Origin of the sequence: Parasutterella secunda (assembly GCF_016901835.1) — a bacterium.
Classification (GTDB): domain Bacteria; phylum Pseudomonadota; class Gammaproteobacteria; order Burkholderiales; family Burkholderiaceae_F; genus Aphodousia; species Aphodousia faecavium.
In genome coordinates this window covers 14,845-27,160 of the sequence record NZ_JACJKX010000009.1, presented here as the reverse complement: position 1 = coordinate 27,160, position 12,316 = coordinate 14,845, and the positions used below count along the sequence as shown (strand labels likewise).

General features: G+C 47.0%; 13 protein-coding genes. 6 read left to right on the top strand and 7 right to left on the bottom strand.

Going from position 1 to position 12,316, the window contains the following annotated elements; genetic code table 11:
* Nucleotides 1–2 precede the first annotated feature (2 nt).
* The 4 genes from H5985_RS05780 to H5985_RS09555 are packed head-to-tail and all read right to left on the bottom strand — an operon-like array spanning nt 3 to nt 2,117.
* Entirely contained in the window at nt 3–686 is a 684-nt protein-coding gene (locus tag H5985_RS05780) for a DUF4405 domain-containing protein (RefSeq protein ID WP_205050364.1), read from the bottom strand.
* A 12-nt stretch (nt 687–698) separates the two neighbouring features.
* Nucleotides 699–1,268 (bottom strand): flavodoxin, encoded by a 570-nt coding sequence (locus tag H5985_RS05775; protein WP_205050363.1) that lies wholly within the window; start codon nt 1,266–1,268, stop codon nt 699–701.
* Nucleotides 1,269–1,281: 13 nt separating this feature from the next.
* Entirely contained in the window at nt 1,282–1,848 is a 567-nt protein-coding gene (locus tag H5985_RS05770) for a formylglycine-generating enzyme family protein (RefSeq protein ID WP_205050362.1), read from the bottom strand.
* Entirely contained in the window at nt 1,794–2,117 is a 324-nt protein-coding gene (locus tag H5985_RS09555) for a formylglycine-generating enzyme family protein (RefSeq protein WP_205050361.1), read from the bottom strand. The genes H5985_RS05770 and H5985_RS09555 overlap by 55 nt, the downstream gene beginning before the upstream one ends.
* Nucleotides 2,118–2,511: 394 nt before the next feature.
* Between H5985_RS09555 and H5985_RS05760 the strand changes: the two genes are divergently transcribed.
* The 6 genes from H5985_RS05760 to dsbI all read left to right on the top strand — a co-directional run bounded on the left by H5985_RS05760 (nt 2,512) and on the right by dsbI (nt 8,602).
* Nucleotides 2,512–2,961: a tripartite tricarboxylate transporter TctB family protein gene (locus H5985_RS05760; protein ID WP_205050360.1), complete on the top strand. Its 450-nt coding sequence runs from the start codon at nt 2,512–2,514 to the stop codon at nt 2,959–2,961.
* A 12-nt stretch (nt 2,962–2,973) separates the two neighbouring features.
* Nucleotides 2,974–4,479, top strand: coding sequence for a tripartite tricarboxylate transporter permease (locus tag H5985_RS05755; RefSeq protein WP_205050359.1), 1,506 nt, complete (start codon nt 2,974–2,976; stop codon nt 4,477–4,479).
* A gap of 98 nt (nt 4,480–4,577) precedes the next feature.
* Nucleotides 4,578–5,522 carry a tripartite tricarboxylate transporter substrate binding protein gene (locus H5985_RS05750; protein ID WP_205050358.1) on the top strand — a complete coding sequence of 315 codons (945 nt, stop codon included), beginning with the start codon at nt 4,578–4,580 and terminating at the stop codon, nt 5,520–5,522.
* A gap of 80 nt (nt 5,523–5,602) precedes the next feature.
* Nucleotides 5,603–6,772 carry an MFS transporter gene (locus H5985_RS05745; RefSeq protein ID WP_205050357.1) on the top strand — a complete coding sequence of 390 codons (1,170 nt, stop codon included), beginning with the start codon at nt 5,603–5,605 and terminating at the stop codon, nt 6,770–6,772.
* Between the two features lie 100 nt (nt 6,773–6,872).
* Entirely contained in the window at nt 6,873–7,040 is a 168-nt protein-coding gene (dba, locus tag H5985_RS05740) for a disulfide bond formation protein Dba (RefSeq protein ID WP_205050356.1), read from the top strand.
* A gap of 20 nt (nt 7,041–7,060) precedes the next feature.
* The gene (dsbI, locus tag H5985_RS05735) at nt 7,061–8,602 is read left to right on the top strand and encodes a disulfide bond formation protein DsbI (RefSeq protein ID WP_239481640.1); all 1,542 of its coding nucleotides are present in this window, start codon (nt 7,061–7,063) and stop codon (nt 8,600–8,602) included.
* 228 nt (nt 8,603–8,830) lie between these two features.
* Here the strand turns inward: dsbI and H5985_RS05730 are convergent, their stop codons facing one another.
* The 3 genes from H5985_RS05730 to H5985_RS05720 are packed head-to-tail and all read right to left on the bottom strand — an operon-like array spanning nt 8,831 to nt 12,183.
* Nucleotides 8,831–9,229 (bottom strand): (deoxy)nucleoside triphosphate pyrophosphohydrolase, encoded by a 399-nt coding sequence (locus H5985_RS05730; RefSeq protein ID WP_205050355.1) that lies wholly within the window; start codon nt 9,227–9,229, stop codon nt 8,831–8,833.
* A gap of 8 nt (nt 9,230–9,237) precedes the next feature.
* Entirely contained in the window at nt 9,238–11,502 is a 2,265-nt protein-coding gene (locus H5985_RS05725; RefSeq protein ID WP_205050354.1) for a DUF3427 domain-containing protein, read from the bottom strand.
* A 51-nt stretch (nt 11,503–11,553) separates the two neighbouring features.
* The gene (locus H5985_RS05720) at nt 11,554–12,183 is read right to left on the bottom strand and encodes a phospholipase D-like domain-containing protein (RefSeq protein ID WP_205050353.1); all 630 of its coding nucleotides are present in this window, start codon (nt 12,181–12,183) and stop codon (nt 11,554–11,556) included.
* Between the last annotated feature and the right edge of the window lie 133 nt (nt 12,184–12,316).

The window sequence follows — 12,316 nt, the reverse complement described above, 5'->3', positions numbered from 1 at the left end:
TTTCAGTGATGCTTCGCACTTTTAGGCACAAGCGCATCTTTTGGTTCAAGTGAAGCAATGCAGACGTCAACCACGACGGTTAACGCTAAAGCGACTGCAGCATAGAAGATAAAATAAAGCGAGATAGGACGGGCCGGATCCCAAAAGTCGAACGAAAACCCCAAAAAGAGCTTTTCAAAAAGCATACGGTCAATAAAGCCGATGGCGCCTAGCAGTAAAGTAAAAATCGACAGCGGTAAAAGCCATTGGCGACCGAGAAGATTTCCCATTTTTTTGGCGAGCATCTTCCCATGTAATCCGAGATGAACGGACATCAGCACTAATAGCCAGAAAGCCACGCCCGAATGGAGCTGGCGCGTGAGCATTCCGGACTCAATGCCTAAAAAACTGAAGAGATCGGGAGAGAGCGCAATCCCGGTCACGAGCAAAAAGATAAAGCCTGCGGCCAAGAGCCAATTGACTGCAGTGGATAGCAACCGTCTCAGCCCCCATTGACCCTGACCGAAGTTAAAAAACCACGAGCCGTGTCGGATGGCGTGTAAGAGAAGACCGACAGAGAGCAGCAGGCCCAAGATTTCGTGCTCAATGATTCCGGTGACCCGAGCACCCAGGCAAAGGATGAAAAGGACAAAGAGAAGCAATAGAAAACTCCCCGTTTTTACCCAATTCATCCCGTTGCCTGACATGATGGTTAATTCCTATAAAAGTTTATTGGCTGCGAGCCATTTATCGATATCGTTCGGTAACGAAGATCCGCCCCGATAATGTACCGAGAGGCCTTCGGTGACGGTTGAAGCCGGAGCGAGTTTACTGATTGCCGTGACACTTTGCCCGAGGCGCCCCCCTCCGTGACTGCAAAACGGCGCAAGGGTTTTGCCCGAGAGGTCATAACTTTCCAAAAAGGTGGCAATCGGCATCGGAATCGAGGTCCACCAGTTCGGATAACCTATAAAAATAGTGTCGTACTCGGCAATGTTGTCAATTTTAGTGCGAAGTTCGGGTCTGGCGTCGGCCCGTTGGTCGCGTTTGGCTTCATCAAGACACTGACTGTAGTTACTCGAATAAGGTTTGACGAGTTCAAGTTCAACGATATCGGCTCCGGTTTTCTCTTTAATCAGATTAGCCACGTATTGGGTGTTACCCGACCAGGAAAAATAAACGATGAGTTTTTTGCCTGATGCAGCGGTCTGTGCCAACAAAGGAGCAGCGGCGCAAGACAAACTCAAACCCGCAGCGATATTGAGAAATTGACGACGAGTAGCTTTCATGGTCTTTCCTTCATTATTGAGCATTGCGAGCTAAGCGCATGCCGATATTAAATGTTTTGTTATCCGAATTGTGAGCAGCGCGATAAGCACTTTTTAAGTGTTTGCCGAAATCATTGAAACCGCCCCCGCGATTGACGCGAAAGCGCCCGTTTTCGGCTCCGGTCGGATTATCCGCAAGAGTCTGAGCGCTGTAGCGCCCGTATCGATCCCAACACCACTCCCAGACATTGCCGTGCATATTAAAAAGTCCCCAGGCGTTGCCTTTAAAACTCGTTACAGGAACGGTATCGGAGCGGTACAGTTGCGAGTGACCGTCTTTATAAGGGTAGGTACCGTAGTAGTTTGCCTGTTGGGCAGAAATGTTTTCCCCTGTGTTAAAGGGCGTTGCCGTTCCGGCTCGTGCAGCGTACTCCCACTCTGCTTCAGTGGGCAGTCGATAGCCGTTGGCAGCGCGGTTCCAACTGACTTCCACCTGGCCGTCTTTTTCGTTGATTGTGTAGGCTTCAGTGAGGCCTTCGCGTTTACTTAAGGCATTGCAGAAGCGAACGGCATCAAACCAGGAAATATTTTCAACGGGCAATTATTTCCTGAATGCGCTGAAGGATTGGAGCCCATGACGTCACGGTAAAGTGCTTGACTGACTTCGTAGCGGGCAATCATGAAGTCATTGACTTTAACTTTATGTTGCACTTCATCTTTTTGACGTTCAAATTCCTGATCGGGACTGCCCATCATGTACTCCCCGCCTTTGATCGAGACCATTTCAATAGCCGTAGGCTGAGCTTGCTCGGCAAAGGCAGAGGTGGACAGCGCCGCCAAAGCGGATAGGACTAAGACTGTTGTTTTCATAGCAAAGACTCGCTTTAAAACCAATCGTTAAGTTAATCTTGCTGAAAATCTGATATCTAGTCCAATAATCTATAAACATAGATATTGATAACTTTATTTTATAAATCAAATAAATCTGCTCAATGGCCTGAAAAACGGGATATCACGCGTCTCTATAGCTTCTTTCTTTGGTAGCGACGGTAACAAGATTTAACATTCACTCACATTTTTCTTGGCAAAGAAGCTGTGATTGAGGATGTTTTACGCTTTCTTTTAGGGTTATCTATCTGTTATCCATCACGAAACTGCTCTAAAATGGGCCCCAAATGTCATATTCGTGTCATATTCATGTCATATATCGAAATTGGCTATGTGCGAATACGATGTTTAATCCTGTCAACTCTTTCTTGTCATCATGAAAAAATCTGACGTACCGGTCGTTTGCATTATCTATGCAATTGCCATTGCATTTTTAATCATGACGTTAAACCTGCCTGAGGCGGCTCAAGTCTATCCGATGGTTTTGATTACCGCCCTTATTTTTGTCAACACGCTTTACCTGATCAGAACATTCCTCAAGTACCGTCAGGATCACCGGATTGAAAACGATTATCCGATTGTCTTTAACGGTTTTCTGTTCAAGCAATTTTTCGGAGTATTCCTTTCAATCATCGTCTATCTGGTGTTGATGTATTTTTGCGGATACTACATTGCAACGGTCTTGTACCTGGCAGGTTCACTCCTTTTCCTCAAAGTCCCGGTTCGCTACAACCTGATGACCATTGTCGTCATGATCATCATGGTGGCCGTGGTTTTCTCTTATTTCCTCAAAGTCCCGCTTCCGACGGGCATTCTCTTCGGATAAAAGGAGCAGGACATGTTAGAGACTTTATCCATGATGGGTGCAGGTTTTATCAGCGCCTGCTCTCCGATGAATCTTTTGGCGATGATCGCCTCAACGGCTCTCGGTATTACGATCGGTTGCTTGCCGGGGCTTTCGGCCGCCATGGGCGTTGCACTTTTATTGCCTGTGACATTCGGCATGGATCCGGCCACGGGTTTAATCGTGTTGGGCGGCATCTACTGCGGGGCTATTTTCGGGGGCTCCATCAGTGCAATTCTGATTCATACGCCGGGTACCCCCGCTTCTGCAGCGACCGCTATTGAAGGCTATAAGCTCACGCTTAAAGGTCAGGCAGCCAAAGCCCTGACGGTGGCCTGCTTTGCCTCATTCTGCGGCGGTTTATTAAGTTGCATTTCGCTTTACTTCTTCTCGCCCCTGTTGGCAGAACTGACGATGCAGTTTAAGAGCCCGGAATACTTCTGGCTCTCCATTTTCGGTCTGACTATCATTGCCGGTGTTTCGAGCCGCTCTATTCTTAAAGGTCTGATGTCCGGTATTTTAGGGCTGCTCATTTCTACTATCGGCATGGACCCGATGGAAGGGGTCGAGCGCTATATGTTCGGCGTGAGCACCCTCTATAACGGTGTCAATGTGACCTGCGCCTTGATCGGTCTTTTTTCTATGTCCCAGGTTTTGATTCTGGCTGAAAAGAAGATTGTGGAACGCGCAAAGGCTGCCAAGATTAAAGATAAGCTCACTCTTACCAAGGGTGAAGTCAAACGCATCATGCCAACTATTACCCGTTCGTGGATTATCGGCAACATTCTGGGTATTTTGCCGGGAGCCGGCGCCACCATCGCTTGCTTTATGGGCTACAACGAAGCCCGGCGCTTTTCCAAACACAAAGAAGAGTTCGGCACGGGTTCCATTGAAGGCGTGGCGGGCTCCGAAGCTGCCAACAATGCCGTGACGGGCGGCTCGCTCATTCCGACGCTTACTTTGGGTATTCCGGGTGAATCGGTGACGGCCGTTTTGATGGGCGGTCTCATTATTCACGGCTTGCAACCGGGGCCGGAACTCTTTACGACTTACGCCGACATGACCTATACATTCTTTGCAGGCTTTGTGCTTGTGCAGTTTGCCATGCTTGCGATCGGTCTTTGGGGCTGCAAGATTTTTGCCAACATTGCGCGCCTTTCTGACAGCATCCTGATTCCGTCGATTGTGGTGCTCTGTGTAGTCGGTTCTTACGCGATCAACAATAACATTGTAGAAGTCATCATTATGTGCATCTTCGGTGTGATCGGTTATCTGGTTCGTAAGTTTGACTTAAACGCTGCAGCTATCGTCTTGGGTCTCATTTTGGGCCCGATCGGTGAAAACGGTCTGCGCCGTTCGCTTATGCTCAGTGACGGCGATCCTTCCATTCTTTTTGCCACACCGCTTTGCTGGATGCTGATTGCTCTGTGCGTGCTCGGTATCTTCTCGCCGCTCTTCATGGGCAGAGTGGAAAAAGACATGGTGGAAAAACATAAATAACTTTTTGCGGCGTGCTATGAATACCGGACCTTCATCGCACGCTTCTCATTTCAGGCCCGGAAGAATGAATTGATGACTCATCAAAGGAGAGTTAAAAAATGAAAAAATTAGCCTTAGCATTGGCCGTGGCCATGGCAATTCCGCTTTCTGCCCAGGCCTGGACGCCCGAAAAGGACGTCAACGTGATTGTGGCCTATAAGGCAGGTTCCGGCACCGATACGGGAGCCCGTCTTTTGATGACCCTGACCGAAAAGGAAATCGGCAAGGCCATGATCATCAATAATCTTCCCGGTGCAGACGGCAAAATCGGCTGGACCCGCTTGGTGAAATCCAAGGCAGACGGCTACACGATCGGTTACATCAACCTGCCGACGTTTACGACACTTGCCAATGAAAAGAACGCTGCCTTTAAGGTAACGCAGATTGCGCCGATCGCCAACCACCTCACTGAAACCGGTGTTGTGGTGGTGCGTGCCGACAGCAAGTGGCAGTCATTGAAGGAATTGGTGGCCGAAGCTCAGAAAAATGACAAGCTTCGCTGCTCCACCAACGGCGTGAAGGCTTCCAACCATACCGCTGCTCAATTGCTGGCTCAGAGTGCAAACTTTAAGTACAAAGCGGTTCCTTATGGCGGCACGGCTGACCAATTGATGGCTTTGCGCCAAGGCGAAGTGGATTTCTCCTGCGCTAAGATCGCTGACGTTGCCAAGCTCGTCGAAGGCGATAAGCCCGTGCTTCGCATCTTGGGTGTCTTTGACACGAAGCGCTTGGAAGCTTATCCCAATGTGCCGACACTCGGTGAATTGGGCTACTACGATCAGTGGTACGGTTCTGCCCGCGCCATTGTCGCGCCTGCCGGCGTTCCGGCCGACGTGCTTGAGTATTGGGTGAACACCTTTAAGAAAGTGCTCAATGACCCGGCTGTGAAAGAAGCTCACGAAAAAGGCGGTCTGACGATCGACTTTAAGGATGACAAGCAATTGGGCGAACTGATCAAGTCTCAGGACGTTTTTGCCCGTGAGGTGATCTCCAAGCTCTACTGATGCTTGAACATTAACCGTTCATTTTGAGAACGTGACCCCGAGGGATTAAACTTTCGGGGTCTTTTTGTTTTTTTGAATCGATGACCGAACAGCAACGAAGAATCTACCCGCCGATTATTGTTTTTGTCGCCTTGCTTCTGACCATTCTGGTCATGCGCGGGCCGATTACCTGTGTGGGTGCCGTTGCCGATGAAGTTATTCGTGCACTTGATATCGGCTATCCCGCTTACGGATTCCTTTCTGCTCTACCCATTGCCTGTTTCGGACTTTTTTGTGCCGCAGCGCCCGCAATGAGCAAACGCTTCGGTCTTCTTACCACCGTACTGATTTGTCTGGTGTTGATTCTTTTGGGTGCGGTGGGGCGTCTGATTTTTTCCTACCCCGTGATGCTCATCGCCACCGCTTTGATCGGAATTGGTATTGCCGTGCTCAATGTACTGATGCCGGTCCTCCTTCGGGATTACTTTCCGAATAATATCCCTCTCGTGATGGGGGTCTTCACCGGCTTTATCGGATTTTCAGGATCAATCGGCGCGTATTTTTCCGTTCCCCTTTTCAACGCCTTTGAATCTTTAAGAGCTCCTTTGGGTTTGTGGGTACTGATGGCCACTTTGGGATTGATTGCCTGGTTTTTGACTCCGCGCGGTAAAAAAATCTCGGTGGCGGGCGGCGCCTTTGAATGGTCGCTTCTGAAAAAGCCCCTTACCTGGGCAGTTATTTTTGTGATGGGAATGCAGTCGCTCACCATTTACACGACGGTTGCCTGGTTACCGACTATTCTGAGTACTTTAGGATTTTCTGCTTCCACTGCGGGTTTGGGCTCTGCGGTCTTTTTACTCGTGAGTGCACCGGCAAGCATTTTGACTGCTGCTTTTATCAAAGTAGTCGGCAGTGAGCGAAAGGCAGCAGCCATCATGACTGTCAGTTTTGCGCTAGGAATTATGCTTTGGCTTATGGGCGGAGTCTGGTCATTTCTCGGCTGCGTCTTAGCTGGGGTTCCTCAAGGCATTACTTTCAGCATGGCTATGATTCTCATGGCACAAAAGACCAATAATCTTTCTGAACTCTTGGTTATTTCAAGTCTCGCTCAGGGAATCGGCTATATTTTGGCCGGTTTCGGTCCTTTTATTTGCGGCCTGCTTTATCAAGGTGACGGCCATTGGTGGCCTGTTGCCACCTTTATGCTGACGGCGGTATTCCTCTGGGGTGCATCGGCCCTATACGCTTTCGGCAATCGAAAACTTTTTTAAGCTTATTCAGAAAAGCTTTATCTTTTTCTTTCCAATAGCGTACAATCAGGCCACTTCTTTTTAGAAGTGAGAATTATTATTAATTGAAAGGATCGTCAAGATGGAATTTCTTGAATTTCTCCTTCTTTTTGCGGCCGTGATGTTAATCATTATGAAGCCGGAAAAAGAAAAACTCGCCTGGTGGCTTACGGTGGGCAGCTGGTTTGTAGTTGTCTTTATGTACGTTGGTCACGTCTCTACCGCCATTTTGGGCTCTCTTAACCTCTGATCGAACGAAAGGAAGAAAAAATGTCTTTGTATGACCATACTCGTCCGATTAATGATGGCGATTTGAAAAAAGCAAAAACGTTCTACGATATTGTCTGCTGGGGCGGTCTTTTGATTGTGCTCTTGCCTGTCGGTATTGCCAATATTATCTTAGGTTACATGATGGGTGACAGTCCGTGCACACTTTGCTGGGGGCAGCGTCAACAGATGGCCTACATCGGTGTGGTTGCACTTTTCATGGTGCGCTACGGCTTTAAGCCCAAGTATCTCGCCACGATGCTCGTGATGGCCGCTTTGGGGCTTTATTCCAGCTTCCGCCATTTGGGTAATCACGCCGCCCGTGACGTCGGTCAAGGTTTCGGTCTTGACGTTTTCGGCATTCACACCCAAATGTGGGCTGAAATTGTTTTCTGGTGCGTGGTGATGCTGTTCGGTCTGGCTTGCTTCCTCGCTCCCCGCGTGGACGCTTTGTTGGCCGAAATGAAAGGCAAACCATGGCGTCCTCTCACCGCTTTCTACAAGTGGTCTTTCGGAATTGTGGCTTTCATCGTTGCCTCCAACTGCTTCCAGGCATTATGGTCTACCGGTGTTCCGCCTAACTGGGGTCAAGGTGATCCGGTGCGTTTCTCCTTTAACCCGAAATACGTCATCTGGGACGACTCGAGCTGGAAAGGCATGTGGGGTGGCATCAACTTCCTGGGTCGCCGTGATGTGAAGGATCCGGACTTTGCCTATGCTCCCAATGCGAAAAAGCTTGGTATTACCTTTGATAATGATGCTGCCAAGAGTCCTGTCGTTTTAAATGGACAGATGAAAGTGGTTCAAAGCCGTGAAATCCAAGGTATTGATAAGCCCATTAACATGATCAGCGAAGTTCGCGGTCAGTACTTTGTGGCTTCTAAATACGACTTTTGGGTTCTCGATGATGGATTAAAGCCTGTTGTCTCTGCTGCTATTGACCCCTGGTTCTCTGCCAATGTTCTTGATATCGTCGGTATTACCGAGTATCAAGAGGATGCTTTCGTGATTATGGGTATGAATAAATCACTTTTGCGTGCTCGTTTGAATCCGAATGCTGATGATGTCAAAGGCTGGGCTAACTTTACGGCCGGTCGCACGCAGGTTGAAGCCGTGGGCGGCTTAGGACGCGCCCGTATCGATACCGAACGTGCAAAGTATTCCTACATCCATTCTTCAGCAACCGACGGTCGTTATATCTTTACGGCCTCTTTGCCGGATAATAAGAATAAGAAGACTTTCGTGATCTCCAAGGCTTTGATGGCTGACTGGATGCTCTCGGGGGAATTCGTTCCTGCTGCTGATCTCAAAGATGGTCGTACGCTGGGCGAACTGTATGTGACGGGTATGGTTTACGAAGACGGCAAACTCTATGCTGTCTCTAAGAACTTCAATACGCTCATCGTCATTGATATTGCCCGTGAAGAAGTCACGGCTGCCTACGGTTTGCCTGCTGAATTAACCGATATTCGCGGTTTGGTCAAGAAAGGTGATCGCTTTGAAATCGTTGATCACAACAAAATTGTGACGTTGTCTCTTCAATAATCAGTCGTATTATTGAGCCGATCAGGCAGGCGGATTGTTTCAGTCTCCTGCCTGTTTTTAATTATTCGAACGGTGTTTTTTTTTTGCCTTACAAAAAGTAGTGCTTTTTCAATAGGTTATCTAAAGCGACTTTTTTTTAATTTTTAACGTTTTCCAAGCGACTTTTCTGAAGTCAATCACATTTTTGGGCGAAATACTTATCTGAAAAAGCCTCTTTCACTTCAAAAATCAGGCTTTCTTTGTCAAAACAGTGCGGATTTTTTCAATAAGCCCCTGATCGGCCGGAAGCCACGCGACGCTATCCAGCGTTTCAAGCGTTAACCACTTGGCGGCTTCATGTTCCTTTAACACCAGGTGTCCGCTTTTGATGGTGCAGAAAAAGCAATGCATCTTCAAATGAAACTTCGGGTAGTCGTATTCCACTGTGTCAATTAAGTCGCCCACTTCAATTTCGGTATCGAGCTCTTCCATGATCTCGCGGACAAGAGCTTCTTGAGGCGTCTCCCCTGCTTCCATCTTGCCGCCCGGGAATTCCCAACCGCCTTCGAAATCACCGTAGCCGCGTTGAGTGGCAAAAATTTTGTCTTCATGGCGAATGACCGCAGCGACGACTTCAATTGTTTTCATTTTTGTTTTTATCCTTCCGTAATATATTGGTAAATGTCGTTTCGGACAGGTACTTCTAATCTGTACTGGATTTCAAAGGCCTTGTCTTGGGTTGCCGGCATTGTAACCTCTTCGGGTTCGCCATGCGCATTAATCTCTCCCAAAAAATAGAATTCTTTAGCCTCATTGTCGTCTTTATTCTTTCTCACAAATAAAAATATCCGATTATCCCTATCCTCAGCTGTTCGTTTAAACATATGATCAGCATCGGGAGATGATTTTGATCGAGGATGTTTGGATAAGGCAATTAATTCTGTAGGTGAGATAAATCGGTCCTCGTAGGCGATGGCATCATGCTCTTTTACGTAATTGATAAAGACAGGTAAAGTTTTTGTGTCTTTGTCGTAAAAATAGCCGCCGATATTTTGAGCGTTCATGTTGCGATTCCAGCCCAGGAGTCGTTGCACGTCTTCGTAGGTGTATTTTTCGTACAGAACAAAATCTGTATCTTTGTAGAGATTGCAAAAATTGTCTTGATTTCGCCTTAACCCGAAGCGAAGAGTTTCCATGAGATTCTCTTTGAAAACTGAATTGTTTTGAATCCAATAGGTAAAGTGACTATCGAGTTCGTAATCGCCATTGATGTTACGGCGAATGAATGCCAAGTCTTTCTCTTTACTGCCGTTAAATTCACCGAGCAGTTGTTTTGTGTGGCAAAGAATGTGGTTTACGCCTGTTCTGAAACCGTATTGTTGCGCAATTTGATTCACCCAACGGGCGAAATTGAAAGGCCGAACATCGTGACTTTGTGCCTTGAAGATGGCTTCTTCAATCAGTCGTAATTCTGTCTGGCGCTTACCTTTGGCAAATTTCTGACTGACCCATTTCAGCATTAAAACCTGATCGTCTGTCAGAGATCCTTTCAGCTCATAGTCCTTTTCAAATTTAGATAGGAAACTGTAATAGGACCCGAATTTATCGAAAATCTTAATCGGATCTATTGCTCCGTTTTCAACAAAATCGATAAGTGTTGGAATACGACCCAATTTAAACTTGAGATTTTCGTAGGCCTCACGGATAAGTCGTGTGTCATTGGTCTTGGCCCGATCAATGGAGTCATAGATACGTTTTCGTGCGATTTCGTCGAAATGAATGGTGGACGGCCCGGCAATAATACTGTTACCGGTCGCGACGATGCGGCGCATATTGTCCTTGTTATAGGTCCGATCACTGGATAAGGCAATCGGAATCATGTAGTTATTGCGGTAATTTCCGATAAAGTCCAATACCACTAAGAAATCTTTATTCTCAGCCTTTCGCAAACCGCGTCCTAATTGTTGAACGAAAATGACCGGACTTTGAGTCGGTCTCAGCATAATGATTTGATTAACATCGGGAATGTCTACGCCTTCGTTGAAGATATCCACGGTGATGATGTAATCCAAACCTTGTTCATCTTTGTCATCACCGGTTAATCGATCAATGGCCTCAAGCCGCTTTTCCTGAGAGTCTGAACCGCTTAAAGCTTCACAACGAATATTTTTTTGACGCATCAGGCGCGCCAGTTCCTGAGCTTCGTCGTTACGTGAGCAGAAAATCAGTCCTTTGAGTCGTCCTTGACCGTGGCCATAATATTTCGCTTTTGACAGTATGTGTTCAACCCGGACAATGCTGGTTAATTTATTGAAATCCCGGTATTCAGGATCGTCTTCTTTTTCTCCCAAATCCAGATCGGTGACACCGAAATAATGAAATGGACATAGTAAATCGGTTTCGAGTGCCTGTTTAAGTGAAATTTCGTGCGCGATGTTGTGATCAAATAAAGAGAAGATATCAAAACCGTCGGTTCGCGAGGGGCTGGCTGTCATGCCTAACCAGAACTTCGGTTTTAAGTATTGCATGATCTTTTCGCTGTAGCTTTTAGAACCCGCTCGATGCGCCTCGTCAATAATGATGACATCGAATGTTTCGGGCGTAAAAAGCTTGAGGACATCCTCTTTACTGACGGTTTGCATGGTCGCAAAGACAAAATCGGCATCAATGTCCTTGTGATTACCGCTGAGCAAGCCGAGTTTTTTCCCCTTCGGGAACACTTTGGAAAAGGTCTTTAAAGCTTGAATGGCGATTTGCTCGCGGTGAACCAAAAACAAAACACGTTCGGGAGGATAGACGAGGTCTCGCATCGCAAAGGCTGCCGCATAGGTTTTACCGGTGCCCGTTGCAGAAACCAAAAGCGCGCGTTTTTCCTTTTTGATGACTAATCCGTTTAACGCATTGATGAAAGTCTGCTGCATCGAGTTCGGAACCAGACTTTGACTGCTTTCGATAACTTCTCGGAGAACGTTTCAACCTTGTTTTTGAGTTTGAATGTAACGCTCCCGATAGGTCTCGATAATCTTTGGGGTGAGTTCAACACTGGCCGGATGATTCCATAACTCATTAAACTCGTCTGAGATGGCTGAGGCTACGGCTCCTTTGTGTGAGGAGACCATCAGCATATTCCATTCTTTGTTGACAGTGAGCGCATGATCGGTCAGGTTGGAGCTTCCGATGATGATTTTTAACGCCTCGCCTTCGTCGAAAAGATACCCCTTAGTGTGAAAGCCCAGATTAGTCCCGGTTTGGAAAAAACGTACCTCAATATTTTGAAATTCCAATAATTTTTCCAACGCTCGGGGTTCGGTGAAATTCTGATAGTCAGTGGTAAGTATTCGACCCTTGATTTCCTGTTTTCTTAACTCGTCTAGCGTTTGAAGCAGACCGACCAGCCCGCTCATGGTAATGAAGGCCACACTAAAGGCAAATTCGGTACAGTGTTGGAGTTCGTGCTCAATGACACTGAGTAGTTTTTGACCGCTTTGAGAATCATTGACAATAAGTCTCGGCGCATAAGCCTCGTTTGGGCATTCAATGTCTTGATCTATAAAAGCGTGATGAATCGCACTGAAAATGTTGGATACGGTACCGGAATCCATAAAAATCAACCTGTTATCAAGCTTTAAGATACATTCAGACTATTATTGAAGACAATGCCGAATCTGTCAATCGTGAAAATGCTATCTCAATAGATAAGACTTATGCACTCGATAGTCAAAGGTCTGTTTTGGT

Bases quoted from the DNA above. Each gene is read 5' to 3' on its own strand.
- H5985_RS05750 (WP_205050358.1), top strand. From the start codon at position 4,578: ATGAAAAAATTAGCCTTAGCATTGGCCGTGGCCATGGCAATTCCGCTT.
- H5985_RS05760 (WP_205050360.1), top strand. From the start codon at position 2,512: ATGAAAAAATCTGACGTACCGGTCGTTTGCATTATCTATGCAATTGCC.
- H5985_RS05780 (WP_205050364.1), bottom strand. From the start codon at position 686: ATGTCAGGCAACGGGATGAATTGGGTAAAAACGGGGAGTTTTCTATTG.
- dsbI (WP_239481640.1), top strand. From the start codon at position 7,061: ATGTCTTTGTATGACCATACTCGTCCGATTAATGATGGCGATTTGAAA.
- H5985_RS05720 (WP_205050353.1), bottom strand. From the start codon at position 12,183: ATGGATTCCGGTACCGTATCCAACATTTTCAGTGCGATTCATCACGCT.
- H5985_RS05755 (WP_205050359.1), top strand. From the start codon at position 2,974: ATGTTAGAGACTTTATCCATGATGGGTGCAGGTTTTATCAGCGCCTGC.
- H5985_RS05775 (WP_205050363.1), bottom strand. From the start codon at position 1,268: ATGAAAGCTACTCGTCGTCAATTTCTCAATATCGCTGCGGGTTTGAGT.
- H5985_RS05725 (WP_205050354.1), bottom strand. From the start codon at position 11,502: ATGCAGCAGACTTTCATCAATGCGTTAAACGGATTAGTCATCAAAAAG.
- dba (WP_205050356.1), top strand. From the start codon at position 6,873: ATGGAATTTCTTGAATTTCTCCTTCTTTTTGCGGCCGTGATGTTAATC.
- H5985_RS05730 (WP_205050355.1), bottom strand. From the start codon at position 9,229: ATGAAAACAATTGAAGTCGTCGCTGCGGTCATTCGCCATGAAGACAAA.
- H5985_RS09555 (WP_205050361.1), bottom strand. From the start codon at position 2,117: ATGAAAACAACAGTCTTAGTCCTATCCGCTTTGGCGGCGCTGTCCACC.
- H5985_RS05745 (WP_205050357.1), top strand. From the start codon at position 5,603: ATGACCGAACAGCAACGAAGAATCTACCCGCCGATTATTGTTTTTGTC.